The following is a 26881-nucleotide window of genomic DNA, read 5'->3' on the forward strand; positions in this document are numbered from 1 at the left end:
CTACTTGATATCCTGTCAATGAACGAAAGGAGCCTGGCGTTAATATTTAAGTTACCAAACTAAAGAGTTAGATGGGACACTACGTCAGGTTCTGAATATGTAGATCATACCTGAAATGAAAACTTAGCAGAATTCACTGCTCTAAAATCTAATTTATACATTTATTACAATATCTTAAGACGGATTCAGTTATTTCTGTGACTGCTAAATTCTGCCTAAATTTGTACTTACATTGATTAAGATATCGTGTTTCTGCCACATACTGGTTTTTGACCCTTTTTTATAGCGAGATAATAACTTGTTGATTTTAAAGTAAGATAAATTATCTCTTATAAAAAGGGTTTTTTCGCTTTTTGTAACTATAGTCTTTAATAGTCAATAGATTAGCGTTAATATGCAACAGTTCACTGCCGTACAGGCAGCTTAGAAACTATGGCTGGCTATGCAACAGCGTACAGATCCGTTCACTGCCGTACAGGCAGCTTAGAAATGATGCGCCAAAGCTTCCCGATTCTGATGATGGTTCACTGCCGTACAGGCAGCTTAGAAAATACACATTTAATTCTATCTGAGGATGATTCATGTTCACTGCCGTACAGGCAGCTTAGAAAAATATTTGAGACATACTTATCGACCTCGCTCTGTTCACTGCCGTACAGGCAGCTTAGAAATTTTGCTTGACCGTTACTATATTTCAAAGCATGTTCACTGCCGTACAGGCAGCTTAGAAAAAAGTAGCAATCAATATATTGAGTTAATGTTAGTTCACTGCCGTACAGGCAGCTTAGAAAAAAGTAGCAATCAATATATTGAGTTAATGTTAGTTCACTGCCGTACAGGCAGCTTAGAAAATAACAAAATTCATCATCATGGATATGTGCTTGTTCACTGCCGTACAGGCAGCTTAGAAAGAAAAATAGCGCCTTTTTCTGGATCAAATACAGTTCACTGCCGTACAGGCAGCTTAGAAATTTTTGCTGACGTGTTCGTCAAATTCTTTTATGTTCACTGCCGTACAGGCAGCTTAGAAAAGAGAAGTTGCATTGATTAAAAGTGATAACGAGTTCACTGCCGTACAGGCAGCTTAGAAATCGTATTAACGGGGTTTTTTCATTTTCGCCGCGTTCACTGCCGTACAGGCAGCTTAGAAAATGCCAACGAACGCCCGAACGTATGATCGGAAGTTCACTGCCGTACAGGCAGCTTAGAAAATTCCTGTTTTTAGTAATTCCAAAGAAGCAGAGTTCACTGCCGTACAGGCAGCTTAGCTTGGGGTATGGCAAAGTTGTATACAGAAGACTGCGTGTACTGCCATATAGATAGCTTAGAATATAATCACTCTCGTTTGGTGAAGGCCCTATTGTAAATTAGTAAAGAATTGTAAATTATTTTGATTTGCATGTGTGATATTTCACCTTGTGTAAAATCTATGCATAATATTTACCATAAGTAAAATTAATTATTTAGGTAATGTTTATTATGGATAACAGCTTTTCTCCAAGTGATCTCAAAACGATTTTGCATTCTAAACGCTCTAAGATCTATTACCGGCAATATTGCAGAGTATTGGTTAATGGTGGCTGTGTTGAATATGTCACTGGTGAGGGAAAACCATCACTGTATTGGAAATTTCGCCAACGCTGCATTAGTGGATTTCAAAAAAGAGATGTATTGGACACCATGATTGATGCTTTGCAAACAACCCCTCAACAACTGAGTCAGGTGGTACGATGAATATTCTCTTGGTATCTCAATGTAACAAACGCGCACTAACAGAAACCCGCCGAATTCTGGATCAATTTGCTGAACGTAAAGGTGATAGAACCTGGCAAACGGCTATCACACTAGAAGGCTTAAGTACTTTACGTAAGCTATTACGTAAAACGGCACGTCGTAATACGGCGGTGGCCTGCCATTGGATAAAAAGTGGCAGCCAAACTGAGCTGTTATGGATAGTCGGGAATTTGCGACGTTTTAACTCACGGGGAGTTGTACCCACTAATACGACACAGCGTGATGTATTAAAAAGTCAGGATGAGAATCATTGGCACAGTGTTGAAGCCATCAGTTTGCTGGCAGCGATTGCCGGACTATTTCATGATTTTGGTAAAGCTAATGCATTGTTCCAGCAAGGTTTACAAGGAGATGGGCGGTTTCAACCGTACCGACATGAATGGGTATCTCTGCGATTATTTCAGGCATTTGTTGATAAGCAAAATGATAAGGAATGGCTGACTTCGTTGAGTCAGATTGATTCTGGTAATGAGGATAAGATTCTTTCCCATTTGATTAAGGATGGTATTGTTCCCTATGTAAACCCTTTTGATAATTTACCGCCATTGGCAACTACTGTCGCTTGGCTAATCCTCTCTCATCATCGTTTGCCTGTTTATCCTTCTTATGACAGTAATTATTCAAACGAACCGCAATTGAAATACATTGATAATTGGTTGACTAAGTACTTAGAACCATCGTGGAACTCAGTCAACATGGATAAGAAGGTTTGGAGTGTTCAGGATAAGCGTGATGTTTGGACATTCCCAAATGGTACACCTATCCGTAGTCAGACTTGGTGTCAGAAAGCGCAAAAATTTGCGCGAAGAGCGCTGCAATCAACATCATTATTATTATTGCAATATGGCAATCTGAATCAGCGTTTTACTAGCCATATGTCTCGATTGATTTTAATGCTGGCCGATCATCACTATTCATCATTGCCAGCAACTTTGGGTTGGCAGGATGTCAACTATAATGTATTTGCCAATACCGACAGAACCACTGGCGAGTGCAAACAGCGGTTAGATGAACACAATATTGGTGTCGGACAGAATGCTTTATTACTGGGGAGAAGTTTGCCGCATATTCGTAAAACGCTGCCTGCGATTACCCGCCATAAAGGATTTAAACAACGCAGTAAAGATGAAAAATATCGCTGGCAGGATCAGGCATTTGATGTTGCATGTGCTTTACGTGAGCGTTCAGCAGAGCAGGGCTTTTTTGGCATTAATATGGCTTCTACGGGTTGTGGTAAAACGTTTGCGAATGCACGCATCATGTATGGATTAGCGGATGAAAAACAAGGATGCCGTTTTTCTATTGCCTTAGGGTTAAGAACGTTAACGTTACAAACGGGTGGGGCATTACGTAAAAGGCTGCATTTAGAAGAAGATGATTTAGCGGTACTGATTGGTTCGCAAGCAGTGAAGGAGTTACATTACCTCCAGCAAAAGGCGCTGGAGCCTGACGTGGGCAGTATATCTGCGGAAGAGTTATTTGCAGAGCATCAATATATTAGTTACGACGGCAGCTTAGATGATGGGCGTCTGAGTCATTGGCTACGTAAAGATAATAAACTTAATCGGCTGCTTAGCGCACCTGTTTTGGTGGCAACCATTGACCATTTAATTCCGGCTACTGAAGGAATTCGTGGTGGGAAGCAAATTGCACCCATGCTGAGATTACTCACATCTGATTTGGTGTTAGATGAGCCAGATGATTTTGATATTAACGATTTGTCAGCTTTATGCCGATTAGTGAACTGGGCAGGACTATTGGGTTCGCGGGTGTTGCTTTCATCTGCCACGTTACCCCCAGCGCAGATTCAAACATTGTTCAATGCTTATCGGGCCGGACGTCAAGATTACCAGTTGGCATGTGGTCAACCAGGCGCCCCAGTGAATATCTGTTGTGCTTGGTTTGATGAATATAATGTGGCGCAACTGGATGTTATCAATGCGCAGCAGTTTAAAGATCAGCATGCTGCCTTTGTCGTCAAGCGTGTGAGCTGTTTAGAAAAACAGGTGCCATTACGTAAAGCAGAGTTGGTGCCTATAACGGCTGAAAAACATAAAACTGAAATTGTAATTCAGGCTATGGCAAAGGCAATGCATCGCTCTATGTTGAAACTACGTAGAGAACATCATCAAACCCATTCATCGGGTAAAACTGTTTCTATTGGTTTAATCCGTATGGCAAACATCAATCCACTGGTTGCCGTAACACAGCGGCTGTTGCAGATACCATCTTCTAAAAATGTACATATCCATTATTGTATCTATCACAGCCAGCATCCATTGGCGGTACGTTCCCATCTTGAACATCGGTTGGATTCCACATTAACGCGTTACGATGAAAAGGCATTGTGGCAGGTGGCAGAAATCCGTAAGGCATTAGAGAAGCTGCCAGAGAAGCATCATATTTTTGTCGTACTCGCCACATCTGTCGCTGAAGTTGGTCGGGATCATGATTACGATTGGAGCATTGCAGAGCCGAGTTCAATGCGTTCATTGATACAACTTGCCGGACGTATCCAACGGCATCGGCAAAAAGAGCCAAAGATGCCCAATCTTCATATTCTAGCGAAAAACTATAAGGCGCTGAAAGCGACTAATTTAGAACATCCGGCTTATTGTCGCCCAGGGTTTGAGTCAACGAATTATCGCCTTGCCAGCCATGATTTATGTGAATTACTGGAACCTTATCAGTATGAATTAATCAGTGCATTGCCCAGAATAAAGGAACGCAATGAAGCTGGGAATAGTTCACCTTTTGGAAATCTGGTTGATCTTGAACATCAACGTTTGTGGGAAGAGCTTCAAGGTGATCCTGATGATAAATATCGTTACTGTGCTGCTTTTTGGTGGCGAGAGCAGGCTTCATGGTGTGCGGAATTACAGCGTCATAAGCCATTTCGTCAGTCAGAACCCGACGAATTATATTATTTGTGGCTTGAAGAAGAGGGTGAGGAAGCGAAGTTTATGGCTCTGGACAGTGGTCCGGCAGGAATGAAAGAAAACGGCTCTTTTGATTATGTATCGGAATTATCGTTTGCGCCGGGTGTGAGTGTCTGGATTGAACTTGATACTGAGACAATTTACCAGAATTTGGCTGATACCAAAGAAATGGAGTTAAGAAATGTAAGTCAACATTTTGGTGAGATTCGTCTTAGGAAAAAAGCTGATGGAGAAGCATGGTGTTACCACCCGTTTTTAGGTGTGTTTAAAGAAGTTTCCTGAATGACATGCGGTGTTTTTAGGTAATAATCGTGGTGATTATCGTTCGATTATATTAAATGAATCGAACGATATTTGTGAGGCTCACAAATATGGGTGTATTTTCTGCCAATGAAGCCAAAACTCACTTTGGCGATATGCTGTTAAGAGCGTAGCGTGCCCTAATCCAGATTAATAAGAACGGCAAGCCGGTTGCTCTATCAATCAATGGATGAATATGAAAACATCGAAGCGTTCAAGTTCAGTTTTTGAAATCTCGATCAACCCAAGCCAAATGACTATTGAATTAGTAGCAATCCTTCAACTTATGCTATCGAAAAATTCGGGACATTATTATGATTATGCCGATATTGCTGGGTAATACGTGGTATTCCGTTTGTCTGTGGTGGTTGAACTAACCTCAGTTTTTTGGCACATATTCTGTATTCGATATTGAAGTAGGGTTGATCATTGTGCGGCAATAAGAATGCGCTCAATGCAACAGGTATTGCCTCTTCAAATTCTCTGCCTGTCGACGTTTTAATTTATATAAACCTATCTTTATATATTATAAAAAATTTTAATTAAATTGTTTTTGTAAATTGTATTGATTTATTGTTATTTATTGTCTGTATAGATCAATAAATAATCATTTTGTTCAGAATCATAAGCTAAAGGTGTCGAATGAAAAAGAAAATGGAGGAGAAAAGGAGAGGGGGATTGATGTACATTGTATTTTTTGTAGTGTGGTTAAATTGTGCAAATATTTCTCATGATGAATTGAAGATAGTAAGGCAGCAGGAGGTATGCATATTTTGTCGCTATGGAGAGCAGCTTTGTGGGGATATTGGTAGTTTGTAATGAATATGCGCGGGCAAGGTCCTTGAATGGTTTTGCCCGCGCTGCCTGCACGGCAGTTGGTTTTTGTCTTAAGGTAGTAGATATATAGATATTTCTAAGCTGCCTGTACGGCAGTACCTGCACTTAGAATCATAAATGTTTGAAGGATTAAATTCTATATAAAATTGCGGATTATCCTTCAAAAGTACTTAAAGAAGAGGGTTCTTTTTTTTAAAATAAATTGAACGTTTAAAGAGATAAACTCTCTAATAAATGTGTCATTGATGATGAGATGTTTTATGGGCGTGTTCATTCATTTTGAATTGACAGAAGAAACAGGTTTAATGCCATGACTTTTGGAGTGAAAATAGGATGATTTTTAGGTATTTTGTTGTGAAATAGACAGAGGAGAAATCTTGGTAAAGAAAATGAACGAAATAAATTAAAATACCCTGGTTAGGGTGATGAATGCAGGATTGGAGTATTTATTGGTTGGGGTTGATGTGCCAAATTATGTTTTCGCGCTAAATTTAGCGAGTACCCAGATTATCATTTTGATAAGGTAGGTAAGAGCCTATGAATGAAAATAGATTAAGTCGATTTATTGTCGATTATATTGGAAGTTGTAAGCAATTAAAGCTACAGTCAAAGTTGGAAGATTTTGATAGAAAGGCGGGGGAAAAACTGGCAAAGCTAACTTCTTCGGAGGATATAACAATGATTCAACAAAAGCTCGCAGATAAACGTAAGGAGTTGGAAGAATCTTATGAAGTTAGGAATTGGTTAGATAATGCAGCCAACCACGCAAAGAAAATCAGCCGAGCAACCCATGCCCCGAAATATACCCATAGTAATGCAAAAGGAAGCAGTATTCTTTTAGTATTGTCAGATGCAAAAGAAAATACTCAGTATCTTTCTACTTCTGTCTTGTATAAACCGGTAATCGATATAGTAGTGGATGCGAAATATCTTGAGGTCGCAAAATTATTACAAACGGAATATCAGGGAGATTCATTAATAGAGTGCTTGAGTAGGAGGGATTATTCCGCATTAGCTGAACTTGCGGAAAATGAACAGCAACTTGAGCGTTGGGTGAATGGATTCCGTCAAGCTTTGTCAGATGAAACGCGTTCTTCTCATAAACTAGCAAAGCAACTTTATTTCCCGGTAAACGGTGAATGTGGTGAGTATCATTTATTAAGTCCACTATTTTCGTCATCTCTGATTCATGCTATGTATCAGCGTATCGCTGAAGCCCGCTTTAGTGAATTATCGAAAGACATTAATAAGGCAAAGAAAGAAGAACGTTGGCATCCTGGAACTAGAGTAATTTATCCCAATACGGCTATACAGAATATGGGGGGAACTAAGCCACAAAATATTTCTTACCTTAATAATGTACTAGGTGGACGAGTTTGGCTTTTATCTTGTTCTCCTCCTAATTGGCAGAGTAATATCAAGCTTCCGGAACGGCAGCGATCTATTTTTGAACAGCGTAGTCAGTTTGTTCGGTTATCTTATGATACTGTCAGATTGATGCGGAAATATCTATTTCGTGCACAAAAACGTACGGAAGAAATTCGGCAGAAGCGTCAAGCATATATTGATGAAATTATTGATATTTTATTTGATTATGTTGCTAGCGTACAGGATCAGGTTGAATTTAAAGGTTGGAGTGCGAATTGTGATTTAAAACGTTCTCAGCAGCTTTGGCTTGATCCTTATCGTTGTCAACAGGATGAAATATTCAAATTTGAACGTGAAGGTGGAGACTGGAAGAAAGAAATTGCCGACGACTTTGGTCTTTGGCTGAACAACGAATTGCGTCATGAACGGTTAGAAGTTGGATTGACTGAACGTAATGAGTGGGCCTCTGTGTTTAAAAAACGCCTACGTGAATTTGAGGATGAATTACCAGAGGTACCGTTATGAGTTATCTAATTGTTTTGTACCATGTTAAAAAGGACCTGGGTAATAAATAGAAGCACTGACGCCTAAGTAGTACAGTCAGTTTAAAAACATAATAATTGCCCTTTTGAAATATAAAGGGGTTAATTACGCAGTCGTGGAGCGAGTAACTGATTGCGGATAGATTCTGCTAGCTCATCCAAAGAAGGTTGTTCTGGATGATCGTCTGATGCTTCATAGGCTAATTGCGCTTCGGCCAAATAAGTATGTACGGGTTGGCCGTCGTCATCTTCCATCACAACATGGTACCAAGGAGCTGAGCGCAAAGTAGCATTAGATGCAATGTCATCCTCTTGAGGTTGTTCTAGAGAGTATTCCACATCAATGTCTACAATGACTCCCAGATATCCGAGAAGTTTATGACGTACCTGTTGGCCGATACCGAATTTGCTGGCGATAATCATAGTCACCTCCAAAGAGATTTTGTATTGACACTGATATAAGGGCAGTAAGGTGAATTACAAGAGCATACCCGGTAGTTGAAGCCATTTTTTTTTGCGTGTGCTTCATCCATTTCAGATTAGCTGTAGTAAATATAAAACACAACTAGGAATAATGTGCTTAACTATAAGTTATATATGTGAGCGATACCGCAAGGTGACTGGGTAATTATGATTAAATATGGGTTAATCATTTATGCTTATGGCCGGGTTCAAGGGGTTGGATTTCGCTATCAAACTTTTCGTTGGGCGAAATCTAATAAGCTGACAGGCTATGTTTGTAATTTGCATGATGGTAGTGTCAAAATCGTTGCTTATGGTGATGCTGAACAACTGAAGAAATTGACTCATTGGTTAGAACAAGGGGGACCACCGGGAGCGCGAATAGATAGCTTTTCGTCTCATCCCTGTGCAGTGGAGGATATTGCAGATTTTGGCGTCCGCCACTGAACCCGGTTATTATCAGATGCATTTTACTGGTTTTGGCAGCCCTGCGATTTTAGTTGCCTGCTTTGCCGGACCTTTGGGAAATAAACGGTAAAGATAGCGGCTGTTGCCTTTTTCTTCGCCATACTTTTGTGCCATTGCTTTTACCAGCATACGGATAGCTGGGGATGTATTAAATTCTTCATAAAATCCCCTGACAAAATTAATGACTTCCCAGTGCTGTTCAGTCAAAACTATTTCTTCCTGTTCAGCGAGAAGTAAAGCTATTGCTTCCTGCCAGTCACAGCTATTTTTCAGATAACCTTGTGCATCGGTTTCGATCTCACGACCTTCGAATACCAACATAATTCCTTCACCATCAAAAAAAGATGGTAGTAATTTAGCAAAAATCACCTTTATGCCCAAGGAGGGGATGTGTCTGTGCGGATAAAATAAGCTAACAATGGTGAAAAAGGGTAAAATTACGGCAATCGAACAGGAAGAGTCTTTACATCTTCCTTGGTGCTGTTTATAGTGCACCCCATTGCGGAGGGGTGGCCGAGCGGCTTAAGGCAGCGGTCTTGAAAACCGCCGATGGGAAACCATCCGAGAGTTCGAATCTCTCCTCCTCCGCCATCTACACTTCTACTAGCATCTCTTAAAGTCTACTTTTTCCAACAAAATCAAACAAAAAACTAATATCTCCTTATATCAAGGTCTACTGTCGTCTTCCTAAATCTCTACAATTTGTTGTATAGTTTTTTGTATAGAAATTCCCTATACATTTTTTCTATACAATATCGGGTGGTTTATGAAGCTAACAGACTTGGCAATCAAACGAGCCAAACCAAAGGAAAAAGCCTATACGCTGGCGGATGGTAACGGGCTATCTTTGTTAATCGATACCAAGGGTTCTAAAGGTTGGCGATACCGTTATCAATTTGCGGGTAAAACCAAAATGATCTCATTAGGGGTTTATCCAGTAGTAACACTCACGGAAGCTAGAGCTAAACGTGATGAAGCAAGAAAGCTGGTGGCCAATGGAATTAATCCGAGTGAAGCCAGAAAAGCGGAAAAAACGGCAGCTATTAATCAAACAGAACACACATTTAAGAATATTGCGCTTGAATGGTATAACAGCCGCAAGGATAGGTGGTCGGTCGGTTACCGTGAAGATATGATGTCCGCATTTGAAAATGATGTATTTCCTTATATAGGCGATCGCCCGATTGCAGAAATAAAGCCACTCGAACTATTGGAAGTCCTTTCTATTATGGAAAAGAGAGGAACGACAGAAAAGTTGAAGAAAGTTCGGCAACGCTGCGGTGAGGTGTGGAAATATGCAATTATTACTGGTAGGGCAGAGTATAATCCAGCGCCAGATTTAGCGAGTGCCTTTATCCCTCATAAGCGTGAACATTACGCCCATCTTTCGGTCGGTGAATTGCCTGAATTTCTGCGCTCTATTGATAAATATATGGGTAGCCAAATTGTCAGAACGGCTTTGCGTATTCTTATATTAACAGGTGTTCGCCCCGGTGAATTACGCAAAGCTGAATGGTCAGAGATTGATTTAGATAAGGCTATTTGGGAAATATCGGCTGAGAAAATGAAAATGCGACGTGCTCATATTGTGCCATTATCAGAGCAAGTTATTAATTTATTGAAGCAGATACAGCCTATTAGTGGTAGTTATCAATATGTTTTCCCAAGTCGTACAGATTATAGAAAGCATCTTTCTGATATGGCACTCAATACCATGATCCGCCGAATGGGATATTCAGGGCGAGCTACAGGCCACGGATTCCGCCACACAATGAGTACTATTTTGCACGAACAAAATTACCCCTCTGAGTGGATTGAAACGCAACTTGCACACGTTGATAAGAATTCTATTCGTGGAACGTATAACCATGCTCAATATCTGGATGGTCGTAGGGAGATGCTTCAATGGTATGCCGACTACATGGACGCACTTGAACGAGGCGAAAATGTGGTACATGGCAAATTTGGGAAGCGTGCTTAACTGGATGAATAGACAGCGCTAATTGACTTTAGTAGACTATCCAAGACGTTAAAGAATAAAGCTATGCCTAGGCTGATCCCCGAAAATCCGTACACCTCTACGGACTGGCATAGCTTCTACCAATAGAGGACGTGAGGTGGCGGAATGGTTACAAGTAAAATTCTTAAAGTAAAAAAATGGATTAATCTAAATGAGGCAGCTACGAGATTATCTTTATCCCTTGAAGAACATATAAATGCTTTGGATTTAATGGAGTTAGCACTAGATAACGAATTAATTCTTTCTGTAAAATTTCCCCGGAATCAGTATCATGTAATTAGAGAGATTGAAAAAAAATCTACTCCATACATAGAATATTTAGATAAGATGTTTAAGTTTGAACTATTTTCAACCGAAAAAAATAATATTGGTGAAAAAGAGTATAAAAAGTTACAGGAAATTTTTTATAAAGAGGAATACGATCTTTATATTTCCAAGATTAGAAAATCAAACATTGAAAAGCATGAAATGTCTTATGATTTCTTTCTTAATCAAGCTAGATACTTTTATTGGGATTATGTAGACAGTGTCAAGAGTATGAACGATTTTATTTTCGAACTTCCGCTTATTGGCTCAGAACGAATTGATGTTGAGTCTCTCATTGAAATAAATAACAAAAGAGAACCATGTGCTTTTTATAATATAGATGGAGTTTTTCTTAGAGATAGTGATGGCCGATTGTATAATTTAATGTCAAAATTTAATGATGAAATTTTATCTAGTTGGGATGATGACTTAGATATTAATTTTAAATCCTTATACTTAGATGATAGGCATTATTATCCTGCTGATGGACTTCCAGTTGATTGTGAAATTGGTATGTCACCCATTAATTTATCTAATTTTGAAAGATCCCTATCTGATGTTAATGAGTCTGTTTCAAGGGAACAAATTATGATGCTGCTAGGGGCTGTATTGCAAGAAGTGACATCCAGAACTAAAAAATGGACTCAAGGAGACTTGGCATTATCCATCGATGAGAAAAAGATAAAAAACATGAAAGAAAGAGCTATAAATGGAATTTTTTCAAAGGCAAATAAACTATATAAATCAATTAATTAATATTGCATGCAAGATTACAATTTTGTGTGCAATGCTTCCTCACTAAAAATCATTCTTAATATCCCCTGTAATCAACAAACGTCCACTAAGGTGGAACAAGGACTAGATAACAGGGGGCAACATGCCAGCAACTATCACATCAAAAGAAAATCTTATTCGTTTACCCGAAGTTCAGCGCCGTACTGGTTACGGCAAGGCATGGATCTACAAACTCATTGCAGACAATAAATTTCCAAAGCAAATAAAAATCGGCACTCGCTCAGTCGCTTTCGTTGAGTCAGAAGTTGATGACTGGATATCACAACGTATCGCTGAATCTCGCGGCGAGGTGATGTAATGACAAAATTTATATTACCTACCGATGAACAGAGGAAATATATTCTTTCCGCCTATGGTGAATCTGAAAGGCGAATCAGGGAAAGAGAACGGGAAAAAATATCCGGCATTTCTCGCAGCCATTGCCATAAATTAGAGGGATTAGGTTTATTTCCGCCACGTTGTCATTTCGGACGTAATTCTTGTGCGTGGTTATTAAGCGATGTCTTATGGTGGATGCGCAATCCGCCCAAAGTAGAGAACATCAATAACCCTTACAGCCGAAAATCAAATTAACTAAGACAGGGTAAAAAAAATATGATATCTAAAAATATGGCCTTAATCGGTCAGGAACTTGCTCACGCTGAAAACAACCAAGAGCCTATTTTAGTTCAGCGCAAAGAGAACCTAAAAAAGAATTATGCCGAAATGATCCCGTTAACAGCGGGAACTATTAATGGAAAAGCAGCAATGGTTACTGATGCCAGAAACCTGCATAAGTTTCTTGGCAATAAGGAACTGTTCGCTAGCTGGATAAAACAGCGCATTGAGCAATACGGTTTTATTGAAAATGAGGACTACGAGACTTATTTGGAAAATTCCAAAAAAGGTCGTCCGAGAACTGAATACCGGATTAGCTCTGATATGGCGAAAGAGCTTTCTATGGTGGAACGCACCGAAGAAGGTAAAGAGGCTCGCCAGTACTTTATCGACTGTGAAAAACGTCTGCGCCGTGTTGCACCAGAAGAACACCAAGCTGCGCTGATGAACTGGCGTAAAAATCGTGTCGCTGCCTGTGAAGATCATAAAAGCATGGCTGATGCGATGAAAGGATATATTGAGCGCACCGGAGACAATCAAAAGGGCTTTGCTTACAGCAATGAATCCAGGTTCATCAATAAATTGGTGCTGGGTATAGATCCTGTCAGATGGGCTAAAAATAAGGGTATTAAATCTAAAGAAGTCAGAGACAATATGACTGTAGAGCAGTTACAGCTACTGGCTTACTTGGAGTCACGTAACTGTGCATTTCTTGATTTGGATACACCGTCAGAGACACGGAAAGCCCAATTAACGGAACTGGCTCAACGCTGGTTAGCGCAGCGCATGGAAGCGAAGCAATGAATTCTATAACTTTAAGTTATCCAATTATTTCTAGTGGCTCCTTGAGTTTAAGGAGTCCTACTGTCAAAGTCCTCACTTTGGCCTGTCAATCAGCGAAAAATTTCGCTCAGTTCCAATCGGCCAAAAAATTGTCTGATTACACTAACTCACTGGTATTTAATCAAGCTGCAAATTTGCAGTCTGCTTATAATTTGAGCGCCGAAAATATCGGTATGCAAAATTCAATATCCGATAATCGGACTTTGGGCGTAACTGATAGTTACTCGCAAACTTTGCGATCCTCATTGAGTGGAGCACAAAAAGAAAAGGATAGCACGGCGAATGCTACCCTTTGGCGTCAATCAGCTTTGAATCAATCAGTTAACTTCCCCTCTTTAAGAGGTTCAGTTAGGTTCCCCGATAACATCGGGTTGGTTAGTAAACGCACTGATTGTAACTCACCTTTTGAAGGTATTGGGATTTCCTCAATACCCAATACCTTCCCACCTACGGCAACCGTGGGGATTTACACCACAGTTGATTTGAACCCAGTGAATAATATTCACTTGGTTAGTTATTGCTCAGATGATGTAAACCACCGGACTAATTGTCTGTTGGTTGGCTACTGCTCAGATGATGCTTTGGCTTTGCGCTGCTGGAGTTCTTCCCGCGCAATACTGATAAGGAGCTTTATTTCTTCATTGGCTTTTGTGCCGATTTCTTCGACACGAACAAGGGCATCAAGGGAGGAAAGGAGTGGATCTTTGCCATTGCCTTCACTTTGTCGCCGGGCTATTTCCCCACGCATTGCAGTAACAATAAATCCGGCGTTACTTTCATTGCCTTGTTTTACCTCTTCCATTCCCTCCATTACATCATGGGGTACACGAACAGTAGTTAACTGTGACTTTGCATTTTTGTTTGGTGTTGGCATTAATGAAACTCCTTACAATTGGTGTGTTTCATTATACACAAAAAAGAAATACAAAAAAGTCTTGACGTGTGTTTCTAATGAAAATAATATGAAACACACTTTAGGTATTCAAGGTATACAAACAGCGAAGCCCAGTAGTGCGCGAACACTGACTGAGCCTCTAACCACAATGTAAAGGAGTCTTACATCATGGCTACACCACAGCATACTCAAACTCGCCCTAAATTTACATGCCTAATTGCATCAGATAATCAACGACTAACAGATCTTCACCCAGTGCGCCTTATCTCCGTTCAGGGGGTAAGCCATGTTTAAGATCATTGTCACCACGACAAATCAGCATACAGGCGAGATAAAAAAAGAAGCTGTCCGCTACAAATACAAAACATTGCGCGGTGTGGAAAAAGCCGCCAAACGTATTCGCGATATTTGTATGCCAGATAATGAAACCGTTGATACTGAAATCGTCAGCGTGTACGAGCGCAGAGCGCCCATCTCATTGGATCAGGCCATGCACAATACAAGGCTGGCGGCCTCCTTATTTTACGTCATTCTTGAAAAAGCCAAGTCTGAATGTTCTATCGATTTAAATAACCTGATTGCGTTGGCTTGTGATATCAATCAGGAGGTCTACCATGCGCTTCAAGCGGCTGTTTATGAGGAATAAGCCATGAGTCAATCATCTGCATATGGATATAACAGCCGTCAAAGCAATGAAAAAATTCTCCCCCTCGACTTTATCCATACGGTAAAAAAATCCGCCATGAATCATTGGCACAGTCTATTGTCCGCCTGTGGCGTTGAGGTTCCGGCAAAGGGTAAGCATGGCGCTTGCCCGATATGTGGGGGAACTGACCGCTTTCACTTCATCGACGATCACGGTAACGGCGACTGGCATTGTCGCCAGTGTGATGAGCCGAATCACGGGGACGGGCTGGATTTAGTGGCAAGGGTTAAAGGGATCACTATCTTTGCAGCCGCTAAGTTAGTTTCGGGTGCGCTGGCTCTGCCCTTACCGGAATCTAAGCCTGCCAGAAAAGAGGCTCCCTCAATAATCGAGAAAGTGAACAGGCTCTTGGCTCGTGCCACATTTGGACAATCCGGCTATCTGGCGAAAAAGGGGCTGCAATGCCCCAAACAACGGCTATTGAAAGAAGGGATTTTATTACTGATCACTCAGACACTGAACGGCACTATCACGGGTGCGCAAACCATCAAGCCCAATGGTGAAAAGCGTCTTGTTGCAGGCTCACAGAAAAAGGGGAGTGTTATCCCCGTGTCTGAGATAACCGGCACACCGGACACGCTTATCATTACCGAAGGTTATGCAACGGCCTTAACGGTCAGTCAGCTACATGAAGGTGTGGTACTGGCAGCGCTTGATGAAGGCAACTTACCTAACGTGGCCGAACAGGTCAGAGAACGGTGGCCAGACGCGAAGATCATTCTTGCCGCCGATAACGACTGGTACGAACCGGGAGCGCTGGACAAAAACGGCAAACCCAAGAAGAACGTCGGCAAGATAGCGGCAGAGAAGACCGCCAAAGCGATTAATGGTTGGGTAACGCTGCCGCCCACAGAGTATAAAGCCGATTGGGATGACTATCGCCAGCGCCACGGCATTGAGGCAGCAAAGCAGGCATTCAGTCACGGGCTATATCAGGTGGGGGAGAAAAAGGCAGTGAACGCAGAAGCAGCGCAGATCCACGAAGCAAAGCCCAAAAAGGCCAATAACAATCTGGCACAAATGGCCGCCAGTCAACGCGGGGCATTATTGGTTGAAAGTTACGGCAAAGTAGCTGTTAATCCTGATAGCGAAATGGTTTATCACTATAACGGCACAACATGGGAAACCGTATCGGATAACGAGCTGCGTCGCGCAATGGTGGCGATCTTTGACCAGCACGACACCCCGTACAGTCCAAACGGGATCAATAACGCTATTTGTGCCATGAAATTACAAGTGCCGATTATCGGCGAACAACGGCAGGATTTAATTGGGTTCAGTAATGGTGTGTATGAGCTATCGACACAGAAATTTATTCCCCATCAGCCTGAACATTGGCTCATGAACCATAATGGCATTAAGTTTACCCAGCCCGCTATTGGTGAAAACTTGCCGGATCATGCCCCTGACTTTTATCGTTGGTTATCCCATGCAGCGGGTCAGAATGAAAACAAGATGAATCGCATCAAAGCCGCCTTGTTTATGATTCTGGCAAACCGTTATGACTGGCAGCTCTTTATTGAAGTGACAGGCGAAGGCGGCAGCGGTAAAAGCATTTTTACGTATATTGCGACCTTATTAGCGGGAGAACACAATACGGCCAGTGGCAATATGAGAGCGCTGGATGAAGCAAGAGGACGCTATCAGTTTGTCGGGAAAAGTCTGATTACGCTGCCCGATCAGGTTAAATATGTCGGTGAAGGGGCAGGCATTAAGGCCATTACCGGCAGCGACCTGATTGAAATTGACGGAAAATACGAGAAGCAATTTTCTACCATTATTAAAGCTGTCGTATTAGCCACCAATAATGAACCGATGAGCTTTACAGAACGCAATGGCGGTATTGCCAGAAGACGAGTAATATTCCCGTTTAATATTCCGGTCAAAGAATCCGAGAAAGACCCACAATTGCCGGAGAAAATCAGTCGGGAACTGCCGGTGATTATCCGTCATTTATTAAACGAATTTGCCGACCAGAATAAGGCTAAGAAACTGCTACAGACGCAACGCGATTCTAACGAAGCATTAACAGTGAAAAGCAATTCTGATCCGTTGTATCGCTTTTGCGGTTATCTGGTGTCTGTCAATGATACAACTGGAATGAAGATGGGTAATAAGAATATCAGCCCGCGCGCACCGAGAATGTATTTATATCATGCTTATCTTTCTTTTATGGAAGCACACGGGTTTGAACGTCCGTTGACATTAACCAAGTTTGGTGAATCACTCCCCAAAATTATGCTGGAGTATAGGAAGGAGTATCGGAAAGTGCGAACCAAGAAAGGTTACTCTTATAACGTTGAGTTATCGGAAGAAGCCGAAGAATGGCTACCGTCAGTGCCTGAATGTCGAGATTTCAAGTCGCCTGTATAAAATTTTTGGCTTTAAGTCTGCATTCCATACATCATTTCAAATATCTAGTTATATTTAAAAGAAAATAATAGATGTATAGTTATTTTTTAACTATACATCAACTCTACATTCTCTTCATTAATCTAGAAAATGGGTGAACAGATGATACAGTCAGTGAATATCATATTAATTGCATCAACCCCAGATGTAGCAAGGCTTTCAGGGTATTATGCAGAGGGTGCATAACTGAGAGGGTGAAAAAGATTTTTAGGGGGCATCTTCTGGCAGGCAAATAAAAGCCGGAGGAATCTAAGAAGATAAATTTAGTGCATCAATTTGTTTTTTTATTAGGGTACTATCTGAAATTTAAATTAGGTAATTATCTGATTTTATTTAAGAAGAGAGGTTAATCACAATTTTACTGGTGATCTTTTATTCATGCTGGAACAGATAAGCATTGCTGTTATATCCTGTTTAATTGATGCTATATGGGAGTCGTGGCACAAATCCCTTAATAGTAACTAATGAAATTATTTATAACGGATATTATGGAGAATTGAGGAATGACACATAAGAAATATAATCCCACTTGGGATGGTTATATGGGCGATGTTTTAAGGGGTAATGTGGGAATTAATCAGCTAAAACCCCAGCATGAATTTTTTGATGCCATTGGGTTAGAAAAAGTATTGAGTGATAATACCCAATATCACATCGTTCTTTCATTATCAGAAGCCAAAAGTATTATTGAGGATATCAGTCCCCTCCGTCCACAAAATCCAAGTCATGGAGAAGCCTTTGCAAGAGGTACGGAAGCAGAAAATCCAAGTTACGGAGAAGCATTTGCAAGAGGTATGGAAGTAGATAACAATAAAAAAAATCCTATGTCATATGTGTTTTCTGTCACAGATCCTATTTCTACCTATGCTGGAAATATCTATGATTCACGTGGCTTATATGATGTTATTCGAGAATTTAAGAGATTGGGTATTACAGCCACAGAGCATATAGGAGAAAATGGAAGAAGGTATATTCATATATCAGGGCATGCAGGTCTTAGACGTATTATCCGAGGAACGCGATATTGTGCCAATCATCCTCAAATGTTAATGATGGGAATAGGGCAGCAAGGTCTTAATTCAAGTATCATTGGTGGAGTTAGGTTTTGTATTATTTTTTCTATTGGTTATCGAATTATTGAAGGTATATTTAAAGATGAATATACATTGGCTGATTTTATTGGCAACATAACAATGGACATGGCGAAAACAGCTATTATTGCCGCTTCCTCTTGGATTGCAGGGTCACTTTTAACTACAGCTGCTTTTTTAGGTGGCAGTATTATTGCTGTTGCGGGAATAGTTTTAGCTGTTGGAATTCTAGTGGCTATTGGTTTAGATCTTGTTGATAAGCAATATGGAATAAGTGAAAAACTAATAGCTCCCCTAAAAGAAGCAATGAAGAGAAAGCCAAGAACACAGGAAGCAGACTTACAATATTTTTTTAATACGATGGGAAGAATTAGGTGAATAGCAAATATTTAAAAGCATTGGGTGGAGTAATATTGTTATTATTCCTTACTTTCCTGATGTGTTTCGTTATTAAATCTGCTGTTTCATTAGTATTAATGAAAGATGAAATAACATTCTCTGGTGCAATTATTATAAGCATTTTATCTTTCCCTGTAATATTTTACTCTTTATCAGTATCTATTTTTTTCTTTATATTTGATAGACCACCTAAATTTAACAAGATAGTTGTTAAATATCTTAGTAGGTTGATGATTGCATCATTTATAATTAGTTTTCCTATCTCTTTTTATGTTGATTATAAATTAAAAAGTGATGGTTATCTGACATGTGATAAATTATCGTGGATGTCACCAACCACCTATATAAAAGATTTATCACTGTGTAAATGAAAACTTTTGGGGGTCACTTCAAAAACCGGCTTTTTTTAAACTGGAAATCGGGTATCTTTCTATTTCGGTCAGTTGTATATAAGCCATAGCGCATTTTCCTGTGGTGGGAAAGATACCGACTATAGCAACTGACCGCCTTTCTAAAAAATTGCACTTATTAGTTGAATCCGCCCCTAATATCTTTAAGAGTCTCATGATCTCTGTAAAAAGACTTATAACTTTTTACCTTCTGATATATGCATCAAATAACTATACTTTTAGCATTGGTCGTAGCGGCTTTCTTCTCATTAATTAAAGCGGTAGTTCTCGCGGAAGAAACGTACCCCAGATAAATTTCATTGTAATCCCTCATTGCTAATGTCTGTTTATAATAAGAAGGTAAAGCCGTAGATAAGTACATTGGATAACAATTGCCGAGATGATAAGACCGAATGCCCCATCTTTTAACTCCTTGTTTGGGGCAGAGAATGAAGGTCTTACCTATTAATTCCAATCAGGATCAGATGTTAACACAAGAAACTCAATTTCTGTGGGTTCGTTATTGCTGAGATTGATCGCTTCAACTTTATAATAGTAAATAAGGTTGGGAGGTGCTGAAAGCGTTCTGGTTTCTCCTGGTAGGATATCTATAGAAATATATTGATTATAATTTCCAGATGGAGGGGCCCAGTAATTTATAAGCCTAACTGGTGCTGGGCCATTGTTCTTTATAATTGCGTCATTGTGTATAAAAGGGATGAATATATTGCCTTTATTATAAATCTCAACGGTCTGATTAGGGGTTATGTATATTATTGCCATTTTATTGTTTCCTTATTGTTACGGTTACTTAACTGCCTATATAGCAGGTGATTTATCGGTGATATTTAACTTAACACTTATTTCAAGCAGTTAAATATTGAATTTTATCAGTGATGTAAAAGGAATAAGGTAAACATAAAGGTGGTAAGCAAAATTTCTGCATATAATTAATACGCAGTAAGTGTTCATTATATTGTGGTAAATCGGTTAAATCCAATATCAGCTAAGATTTGATCCTAATTGGAGTAATTGTTGCACATTATTCTTATAAATGAACAGCGAATAGAACCCGGAACGTGCACTCAGTACGTAAGGAGTGATTCGTTTCATTCATCTACCATTCTGTACTCAATTGCATTCAAAAGCTATCGATTGTGTTGAAGTATTGTTTGATTTTGTTCTTTATAGAAAAGAATGAAAAATAAAATAGCTCTAATTGGGATAGTAAAAAGAGTAATGAATTATTTAAAGGAATTCTAATTATTATTTTTAGAGCAATAATATTACATTTATTGCTTTAATCCAGAGTAATTTAATTATATTTTCATATAGGAATTATACAAGAATGGAGTGAAATATGATGTATTCAGTTAACGTTGTTCAATATCACACGTTGGTAAATGCACTTAAAAATATTAGGTCAGAATATTCTAAATAGAGTGAGTGTAAAGTTTATCTTATTTGATGATTATGTCATTATTGAGTGTTTTATATGCAATTCTTTCACTTGTTGTATAGATATTAGAACTGGTGATTTAAGTGTGTGATGGTATTTTTGCTAAACCCTATTTTTACCCTTTTTTTGAGGTGAATTATAACTAATTGATTTTATAGTAAAATTAATTATCCCTTATAAAAAGGGTTTTTCACTTTTTAACAGTTATGCTATTTGAAAATCAACAGGTTAGAGTTAATATGTAACAGTGTACTGCCGTACAGGCAGCTTAGAAAATCATCATGTTTAGCCATGAAGTGACCTAAGCGTGTACTGCCGTACAGGCAGCTTAGAAATACAGCCGGTCTCGTAACATTGACTAACGTAGGTGTACTGCCGTACAGGCAGCTTAGAAAAAATCCATCTGACAAAAGAATGTCATAGAAAAGTGTACTGCCGTACAGGCAGCTTAGAAAGTCAATTGGATGCGTTACTCTGACAAGAGGCTGTGTACTGCCGTACAGGCAGCTTAGAAAAGTCAGTTGGTGAAATAGCTACAGGTCTAAAAGTGTACTGCCGTACAGGCAGCTTAGAAAAGCGCCGCAATTGAAGATGAATGAACATAGCGGTGTACTGCCGTACAGGCAGCTTAGAAAAGAGCTGAGATTTGATGAAGATAATGTTCATAGTGTACTGCCGTACAGGCAGCTTAGAATATAATTATTCTCTTCGGTAAAGGCTCTATGACTGTAAATTAGTAAAGAATTGTAAATTATTTTAATTTACATGTGCGATATTTCACCTTGTGTAAAATCTATGCATAATGTTTGCCATAAGTAAAATTAATTTAGGTAATGCTTATTATGGATAACAGCTTTTCTCCAAGTGATCTCAAAACGATTTTGCATTCCAAACGCTCTAATATTTATTACCTGCAATATTGCAGAGTATTGGTTAATGGTGGCCGTGTTGAATATGTCACTGATGAGGGAAAACAATCACTATATTGGAATATTCCAATTGCAAATACCACGGTAATTATGCTGGGAACGGGGACTTCTATTACCCAGGCGGCAATGCGTGAATTTGCTAAAGCAGGTGTTTTGGTTGGTTTTTGTGGTGGTGGCGGTACACCCCTGTTTGCGGCTAATGAAGTTGAAGTGGATGTATCTTGGCTGACACCACAAAGTGAATATCGTCCTACTGAATATTTACAAGATTGGGTGAGTTTCTGGTTTGATGACGAAAAACGATTAGCAGCAGCGATTGCTTTTCAGAAAATTCGCATCGCACAAATCCGTGAACATTGGCTAAGTAGTCGAATGTTGCGAGACAACTCTTTTATGCTTAATCGTGAGAGTTTATTGTCATTACTTACACGTTATGAACAGAATCTTGCAAATTGTTGTGATAATAAAGATTTAATGGCACAAGAAGCTGTGATGACTAAAGCGTTATATAAACTGGCAGCAAATGCAGTGAGTTATGGCGATTTTGTCCGGGCAAAACGTGGTGGCGGTGTTGATTTGGCAAATCGTTTTCTTGATCACGGTAATTATCTGGCTTATGGATTAGCGGCTGTTGCGACTTGGGTCATTGGCTTACCACATGGTTTGGCGGTGTTACATGGCAAAACTCGTCGTGGTGGTTTGGTTTTTGATGTTGCTGATCTAATTAAAGATGCGTTGGTATTGCCACAAGCATTTATTGCAGCAATGGCTGGAGAAGATGAACAGGAATTTCGTCAACGCTGTATCAGTGGATTTCAAAAAGCTGATGCATTGGACACCATGATTGATGCACTGCAAACAACCGCTCAACAACTGAGTCAAGTGGCACGATAAATATTCTCTTGATATCTCAATGTAACGAACGGGCGCTAACAGAAACCCATCGAATTCTGGATCAAATTGTTCAGAGCCAAAAAGTAATCACGGTATCTGTTACTATCAGTCAAAGTTCTGCTTACGAGTAGACTGATTGACTAATAAGCATAGTGCTATCTCTCTGTTTTAGGGAGATAGTGCATTCTGATAACCATTATTGATAAGGTGAAATAAGAGGTTATGAATGAAAATGGGTTGAGTCGATTTATTGTCGACTATATTGAAAGTCGTAAGCAGTCGAAGCTGGAGGTTTTTGATAAAGAGGCAGAAAAGAAACTGGCTAAGCTATCTACTTCCGAAGATATAACGCTTGTTCAACAGGATATCGCTGAGCAACGTAAAGAGTTGGAAAAACGCTATGAAGTCAGAAATTGGTTGGATGATGCAGCGAGCCGGGCAAAGCAAATTAGTCTGGTAACACATGCTCTGAAATTTACTCATAGTGATGCAAGAGGCAGTAGCGTTTTTGCAATAACATTAAATTCGGCTAGAAATGCAGAATATCTTTCTACTGCAACATTGTATAAACCGGTAGTTGACTCAGTGGGAAATGCAGCTGCTTTGGACGTCGCAAAATTGTTGCAAACTGAATGTCAAGAAGATTCATTGGTAGCATGTCTAAATCGGGGGGATTATTCAGCATTGGCTGAATTGGCGGAAGATGAGCAGCAACTTGAATGTTGGGTGAATGGATTTCGCCAAGCTTTGTCAGATGAAACGCTCTCTTCGCATAAACTAGCAAAACAGATTTATTTTCCAGTAAATAGTGAATGTGACGAATATCATTTATTGAGTCCACTATTTTCTTCATCTTTGGTAGACGCTATGCATCAGCGTATTATTGAAACCCGTTTTGGTGAATTATCCAAGGAAATTAATAAAGCCAGAAAGGAGGAAGGTTGGCACCCAGGAATCAGAGTGATTTACCCTAATACTGCGGTACAGAATTTTGGTGGTACGAAGCCACAAAATATCTCTTATCTTAATAGCGTGCGTGGTGGACGAGTCTGGCTTTTACCTTGTTCTATTCCTAATTGGAAAACGATTTCTAAACCTCCAATAAAACATAAATCTATTTTTCGTTCACGCGGTGAATTTGATTCGTTGGCACGTAATACTATCTGGGAGATGAAAAGTTATTTAAGGCGTGTACGGTATTGTAAAAATAATGCAGAAATTCGACGGCGGCGGCAGGAGTTTGTTGATGAAATTATAGATACTCTGTTTGATTATGTTACTAGTGTTCAAAGTCTTGTTGCATTTAAAGGTTGGAGTGCCAGTGATGACTGCGAATTAAAACGTTCTCAGCAACTTTGGCTAGATCCTTACCGTTGTGAATTTGATGAAATATTCCAATATGAGCGTGAGGGGGGGGACTGGAAAAAAGAGGTTGCTAAAGATTTTGGTTACTGGCTGAATGCAGCCTTAAAGCATAAAGAATTAGAAGTTGCTTACCCTGAACGTCGTGAGTGGGCCTTTGTGTTCAGAAAGCGATTACGTGAATTCGAAAATGAATTACCAAAGGTGCCGCTATGAGTCATCTGATTGTTTTACGTCATCTACAGGTAGAAAATGCTAATGCTATTGCGGGATTAACTTATGGTTTTCCAGCAATAACCCATTTTCTTGGGTTTACCCATGTGCTTTCACGCAAATTACAACAAAGTTATGGTTTAAAATTGGAAAACTGTGGCGTTATTTGTCATAACCATCAATTGCATGTTCATCAGTCAGATCCAATTAGAGATGCAGCTTTCTCATTAACCCGCAAACCACTTACCAAAGAAGCAAAAACCGCTGCATTTAATGAAGAAGGTCGTATGCATATGACGGTTTCTTTATTAATAGAATGTTCTGGAGAAATTGCAGGCGATACAAAAGCTAATGAATTGGTGAAATATTTATTAGAAATATGTCCAACTCAGAGATTAGCGGGTGGTACTATCACTGAAATTGATAAAGTGGATATTATTGCTTTTCCGCAGGAAGAACAGGAAACCTGTAAGTTAATGCGTCGTCTCCTGCCGGGTTTTGCTCTGTTAGATCGCTCTGAATTGTTAGCTAAACACTACGAAAAATTGAAACAAGATAATTCTCAGGTAGAAATGATTGATGCGTGGCTTGATTTTACTACTATTAAAATGCAGGCTATCCCTAAACAAAGGGATAAGCAGCCTGAAATTGGTGACCCGGCATATTGGGAATATGTTCCCAAACCTGCTTCGGGATATTTAGTTCCTCTAATGACAGGTTATCAAGCTATATCGCCGTTGTATCCCGCTGGACAAGTAGATAAAACCCGTGATCCTAATACGCCATTTCGTTTTGTAGAAGCAATCTATGGGATAGGTGAATGGAAAAGTCCGCATCATATTAACGATATTCGCCAGTTACTTTGGTGTTATGACTATCAAGAAGGTGTCTACAGGTGTTGCAATCAACAGACTATTGCCCGTCAATCCAAACCCAATAAGAAAGTAAGAATAATCGACTGATTAATTAAAGAAGGATATTTACATGTCTAAATCAACTATTAAAACGGCTTCTGTACTGGCGTTTGAACGTAAACTTTCTAATTCTGATGCTTTAATGTTTGCTGGAAACTGGAAACAAATTGATGGTGAATGGCAACCTATTGCTATTCAGGAGAAAGCTGTTAGAGGGACTATCTCTAACCGATTAAAAAACGCATTAACCAGCGATCCGGCCAAATTGGATGCAGAGATTCAAAATGCAAACCTACAACGTGTCGATGTTGCTGCATTGCCTTTTGATTCTGATACTCTAAAAGTCAGTTTCACATTGCGGGTCTTAGGCAATCTTTCAACGCCATCGGTATGTAACGATCAGGATTATCAAGTTGAACTAGCAAACATAATCAACGGTTATATCGCTGAACATGGATTTAAAACACTTGCAGCCCGTTATGCAGAAAACTTGGCTAATGGCCGGTTTTTATGGCGTAACCGGGTTGGTGCAGAAGAAATTAAAGTTCGTGTAAAGGGTAAGGACAGTAAATGGTGGGAGTTTAATGGCGAAGATTTTAGTTTACGTGAGTTTGGTAAGGTAGAGGGTGATTTAGCTGAACTGGCTGCTGAAATTGAAGAAGGGTTATCCGGTAATGGATCAACTTTCTTTAACGTTGAGGCTTTTGTTCGTTTGGGTTATGGGCAGGAAATTTTCCCCTCTCAAGAATTGGTTCTCGACAGTAACAGTAAAAAAAGCAAAGTGTTATATCAGGTGAATGGAATTGCTGCATTACATTCGCAGAAAGTGGGTAATGCGCTTCGCACTATTGATTCTTGGTATCCAGACGCTACGGAGTTGGGTCTTGGCCCAATTGCTGTTGAACCCTATGGCTCTGTAACCAGCCGCGGTAAAGCTTATCGCCAGCCCAAAGTAAAAATGGATTTTTATACATTGCTGGATAACTGGGTTGTCAAGGGAAAAAAGCCAGAAGAAGTAGATCAACAGCACTATGTTATGGCGATTTTAATCCGCGGTGGTGTTTTCGGTGAAAAAGGTGAATAAGGGGCCGCAATGGATTATTACTTTGAAATCCTTGTCCTTCCCGATCCTGAATTTAGCAAGCAAAGTCTGATGGAAGCACTATTTGCTAAGCTGCATCGGGCGCTGGGGCAAGTAGGTAACGGGCGTATTGGGGTTAGTTTTCCGTGTGCGAGAAAAACACTGGGGGACAAGCTGAGGATTCACGGTGCAAGCGAGGCATTGAATGACTTGCAAGCATTACCTTGGTTAAAAGGACTCAGGGATTATACTGAGATTATGGATATCCAACCAGTGCCTCAAGATACTCAATATCGTCGTGTTAGTCGGGTACAGGTTAAAAGCAGTGCGGAACGGCTTCGTCGTCGTTCGATTAAAAAAGGGTGGTTAACGGAGGAACAGGCTCGGCAGCGTATTCCAATAAGCAAAGAGCAACGTACTCATTTACCTTTTTTGCTTGTTAAGAGTTTGTCATCAAGGCAAACCTTTCCATTGTTTATCGAACAGGGACCAATAGAAGATAAGCCAACACCGGGAGTTTTTAGCTCTTATGGATTAAGTGCATCAGCTACCATTCCTTGGTTTTGACCCTTTTTTAGCGGTTAATCATAACTTATTGATTTATTTAAGGGATTAGCCGCTACTAATAAAAAGGGTTTTTCCACTTTTTATAACTATGCTCTTTAATAATCAGTCGGTTAGAATTAATTCTTAACAGTTCACTGCCGCACAGGCAGCTTAGAAATCAAACGAAACCCGCGCTTGTGCCGCAGCCACGTTCACTGCCGCACAGGCAGCTTAGAAATTTTCAATCAAGACATTCCGCAACGAGCCGGAGTTCACTGCCGCACAGGCAGCTTAGAAATGCATACTCCAATACTTCATCA

At 39.9% G+C, this 26881-nt stretch carries 24 protein-coding genes, 1 tRNA gene, 1 pseudogene and 3 CRISPR repeat arrays (1 of these 29 running past the window's edge); of the genes and pseudogenes, 22 read left to right on the plus strand and 4 right to left on the minus strand.

Features of this window, described 5'->3' with window-relative positions:
* Positions 1 to 402 precede the first annotated feature (402 nt).
* Positions 403 to 1271: direct repeats of the CRISPR family, unit length 28 nt; unit sequence GTTCACTGCCGTACAGGCAGCTTAGAAA.
* Between the two features lie 208 nt (positions 1272 to 1479).
* The 4 genes and pseudogenes from BDD30_RS17290 to csy1 (BDD30_RS17300) form a co-directional block, all read left to right on the plus strand.
* Positions 1480 to 1626 (plus strand): annotated as a pseudogene (locus tag BDD30_RS17290) (type I-F CRISPR-associated endonuclease Cas1f); the annotation flags it as partial.
* 104 nt (positions 1627 to 1730) lie between these two features.
* Entirely contained in the window at positions 1731 to 5015 is a 3285-nt protein-coding gene (cas3f, locus tag BDD30_RS17295) for a type I-F CRISPR-associated helicase Cas3f (RefSeq protein ID WP_015834868.1), read from the plus strand.
* A gap of 660 nt (positions 5016 to 5675) precedes the next feature.
* Entirely contained in the window at positions 5676 to 5852 is a 177-nt protein-coding gene (locus tag BDD30_RS23735; protein WP_158307072.1) for a hypothetical protein, read from the plus strand.
* Positions 5853 to 6407: 555 nt separating this feature from the next.
* Positions 6408 to 7763: a type I-F CRISPR-associated protein Csy1 gene (csy1, locus tag BDD30_RS17300; RefSeq protein WP_015834867.1), complete on the plus strand. Its 1356-nt coding sequence runs from the start codon at positions 6408 to 6410 to the stop codon at positions 7761 to 7763.
* A gap of 119 nt (positions 7764 to 7882) precedes the next feature.
* Here the strand turns inward: csy1 (BDD30_RS17300) and hspQ are convergent, their stop codons facing one another.
* On the minus strand, positions 7883 to 8203 hold the full coding sequence (gene hspQ / locus BDD30_RS17305) for a heat shock protein HspQ (protein ID WP_071823725.1): 321 nt from the start codon (positions 8201 to 8203) through the stop codon (positions 7883 to 7885).
* Positions 8204 to 8410: 207 nt separating this feature from the next.
* Here hspQ and yccX point away from each other — a divergent pair, with 207 nt between their 5' ends.
* Positions 8411 to 8689 carry an acylphosphatase gene (gene yccX, locus BDD30_RS17310; RefSeq protein WP_015834865.1) on the plus strand — a complete coding sequence of 93 codons (279 nt, stop codon included), beginning with the start codon at positions 8411 to 8413 and terminating at the stop codon, positions 8687 to 8689.
* A gap of 12 nt (positions 8690 to 8701) precedes the next feature.
* Here yccX and tusE read toward each other — a convergent pair whose 3' ends face one another.
* Positions 8702 to 9031, minus strand: a complete 330-nt coding sequence (tusE, locus tag BDD30_RS17315) for a sulfurtransferase TusE (protein ID WP_041382868.1) — start codon at positions 9029 to 9031, stop codon at positions 8702 to 8704.
* Between the two features lie 182 nt (positions 9032 to 9213).
* Here tusE and BDD30_RS17320 point away from each other — a divergent pair.
* The 6 genes from BDD30_RS17320 to BDD30_RS17345 all read left to right on the plus strand — a co-directional run bounded on the left by BDD30_RS17320 (position 9214) and on the right by BDD30_RS17345 (position 13232).
* Positions 9214 to 9301 (plus strand) — tRNA-Ser (locus BDD30_RS17320).
* 175 nt (positions 9302 to 9476) lie between these two features.
* On the plus strand, positions 9477 to 10691 hold the full coding sequence (locus BDD30_RS17325; protein ID WP_015834863.1) for a tyrosine-type recombinase/integrase: 1215 nt from the start codon (positions 9477 to 9479) through the stop codon (positions 10689 to 10691).
* 144 nt (positions 10692 to 10835) lie between these two features.
* The gene (locus BDD30_RS17330; protein ID WP_015834862.1) at positions 10836 to 11792 is read left to right on the plus strand and encodes a hypothetical protein; all 957 of its coding nucleotides are present in this window, start codon (positions 10836 to 10838) and stop codon (positions 11790 to 11792) included.
* Between the two features lie 121 nt (positions 11793 to 11913).
* Entirely contained in the window at positions 11914 to 12129 is a 216-nt protein-coding gene (locus BDD30_RS17335; RefSeq protein WP_041382036.1) for a helix-turn-helix transcriptional regulator, read from the plus strand.
* Positions 12129 to 12404 (plus strand): helix-turn-helix transcriptional regulator, encoded by a 276-nt coding sequence (locus BDD30_RS17340; RefSeq protein WP_041382034.1) that lies wholly within the window; start codon positions 12129 to 12131, stop codon positions 12402 to 12404. Before BDD30_RS17335 ends, BDD30_RS17340 begins: the two co-directional genes overlap by 1 nt.
* A gap of 21 nt (positions 12405 to 12425) precedes the next feature.
* A complete protein-coding gene (locus tag BDD30_RS17345; RefSeq protein ID WP_015834861.1) occupies positions 12426 to 13232 on the plus strand; it encodes a phage antirepressor Ant in 807 nt (268 codons plus the stop codon).
* 601 nt (positions 13233 to 13833) lie between these two features.
* Here BDD30_RS17345 and BDD30_RS23740 read toward each other — a convergent pair.
* Entirely contained in the window at positions 13834 to 14145 is a 312-nt protein-coding gene (locus BDD30_RS23740; protein ID WP_041382032.1) for a YlcI/YnfO family protein, read from the minus strand.
* A gap of 189 nt (positions 14146 to 14334) precedes the next feature.
* Here BDD30_RS23740 and BDD30_RS24775 point away from each other — a divergent pair, with 189 nt between their 5' ends.
* The 5 genes from BDD30_RS24775 to BDD30_RS17370 all read left to right on the plus strand — a co-directional run bounded on the left by BDD30_RS24775 (position 14335) and on the right by BDD30_RS17370 (position 19145).
* Positions 14335 to 14460, plus strand: coding sequence for a hypothetical protein (locus tag BDD30_RS24775; RefSeq protein ID WP_269450416.1), 126 nt, complete (start codon positions 14335 to 14337; stop codon positions 14458 to 14460).
* Positions 14453 to 14812, plus strand: coding sequence for a hypothetical protein (locus tag BDD30_RS17355; protein ID WP_015834859.1), 360 nt, complete (start codon positions 14453 to 14455; stop codon positions 14810 to 14812). The genes BDD30_RS24775 and BDD30_RS17355 overlap by 8 nt, the downstream gene beginning before the upstream one ends.
* Positions 14813 to 14908: 96 nt before the next feature.
* Positions 14909 to 17245, plus strand: coding sequence for a primase-like DNA-binding domain-containing protein (locus tag BDD30_RS17360; protein WP_015834858.1), 2337 nt, complete (start codon positions 14909 to 14911; stop codon positions 17243 to 17245).
* A 542-nt stretch (positions 17246 to 17787) separates the two neighbouring features.
* Positions 17788 to 18753: a hypothetical protein gene (locus tag BDD30_RS17365; protein ID WP_015834857.1), complete on the plus strand. Its 966-nt coding sequence runs from the start codon at positions 17788 to 17790 to the stop codon at positions 18751 to 18753.
* The gene (locus tag BDD30_RS17370) at positions 18750 to 19145 is read left to right on the plus strand and encodes a DUF1240 domain-containing protein (protein WP_015834856.1); all 396 of its coding nucleotides are present in this window, start codon (positions 18750 to 18752) and stop codon (positions 19143 to 19145) included. Before BDD30_RS17365 ends, BDD30_RS17370 begins: the two co-directional genes overlap by 4 nt.
* A gap of 483 nt (positions 19146 to 19628) precedes the next feature.
* Here BDD30_RS17370 and BDD30_RS17375 read toward each other — a convergent pair whose 3' ends face one another.
* The gene (locus tag BDD30_RS17375; RefSeq protein WP_041382028.1) at positions 19629 to 19946 is read right to left on the minus strand and encodes a hypothetical protein; all 318 of its coding nucleotides are present in this window, start codon (positions 19944 to 19946) and stop codon (positions 19629 to 19631) included.
* A 923-nt stretch (positions 19947 to 20869) separates the two neighbouring features.
* Positions 20870 to 21317: a CRISPR direct-repeat array (repeat unit 28 nt; unit sequence GTGTACTGCCGTACAGGCAGCTTAGAAA).
* Between the two features lie 147 nt (positions 21318 to 21464).
* Here BDD30_RS17375 and cas1f point away from each other — a divergent pair.
* From cas1f to cas6f, 6 genes are all read left to right on the plus strand, one after another.
* Positions 21465 to 22445 carry a type I-F CRISPR-associated endonuclease Cas1f gene (gene cas1f, locus BDD30_RS17380; protein WP_041382026.1) on the plus strand — a complete coding sequence of 327 codons (981 nt, stop codon included), beginning with the start codon at positions 21465 to 21467 and terminating at the stop codon, positions 22443 to 22445.
* An 8-nt stretch (positions 22446 to 22453) separates the two neighbouring features.
* Positions 22454 to 22576, plus strand: coding sequence for a hypothetical protein (locus BDD30_RS25145; RefSeq protein WP_479687542.1), 123 nt, complete (start codon positions 22454 to 22456; stop codon positions 22574 to 22576).
* Between the two features lie 91 nt (positions 22577 to 22667).
* The gene (gene csy1, locus BDD30_RS17385; protein ID WP_015834854.1) at positions 22668 to 24023 is read left to right on the plus strand and encodes a type I-F CRISPR-associated protein Csy1; all 1356 of its coding nucleotides are present in this window, start codon (positions 22668 to 22670) and stop codon (positions 24021 to 24023) included.
* Complete coding sequence (gene csy2, locus BDD30_RS17390; protein WP_015834853.1) at positions 24020 to 24982, plus strand: type I-F CRISPR-associated protein Csy2; 963 nt, start codon at positions 24020 to 24022, stop codon at positions 24980 to 24982. The genes csy1 (BDD30_RS17385) and csy2 overlap by 4 nt, the downstream gene beginning before the upstream one ends.
* Before the next feature lie 22 nt (positions 24983 to 25004).
* Positions 25005 to 26018: a type I-F CRISPR-associated protein Csy3 gene (gene csy3, locus BDD30_RS17395; RefSeq protein ID WP_015834852.1), complete on the plus strand. Its 1014-nt coding sequence runs from the start codon at positions 25005 to 25007 to the stop codon at positions 26016 to 26018.
* A gap of 9 nt (positions 26019 to 26027) precedes the next feature.
* Positions 26028 to 26582: a type I-F CRISPR-associated endoribonuclease Cas6/Csy4 gene (gene cas6f / locus BDD30_RS17400; protein WP_015834851.1), complete on the plus strand. Its 555-nt coding sequence runs from the start codon at positions 26028 to 26030 to the stop codon at positions 26580 to 26582.
* 129 nt (positions 26583 to 26711) lie between these two features.
* Positions 26712 to 26881: a CRISPR direct-repeat array (repeat unit 28 nt; unit sequence GTTCACTGCCGCACAGGCAGCTTAGAAA); it runs 278 nt beyond the window's last position.

Source organism: Photorhabdus asymbiotica, assembly GCF_003634575.1.
In the GTDB taxonomy this organism is placed as follows: domain Bacteria; phylum Pseudomonadota; class Gammaproteobacteria; order Enterobacterales; family Enterobacteriaceae; genus Photorhabdus; species Photorhabdus asymbiotica.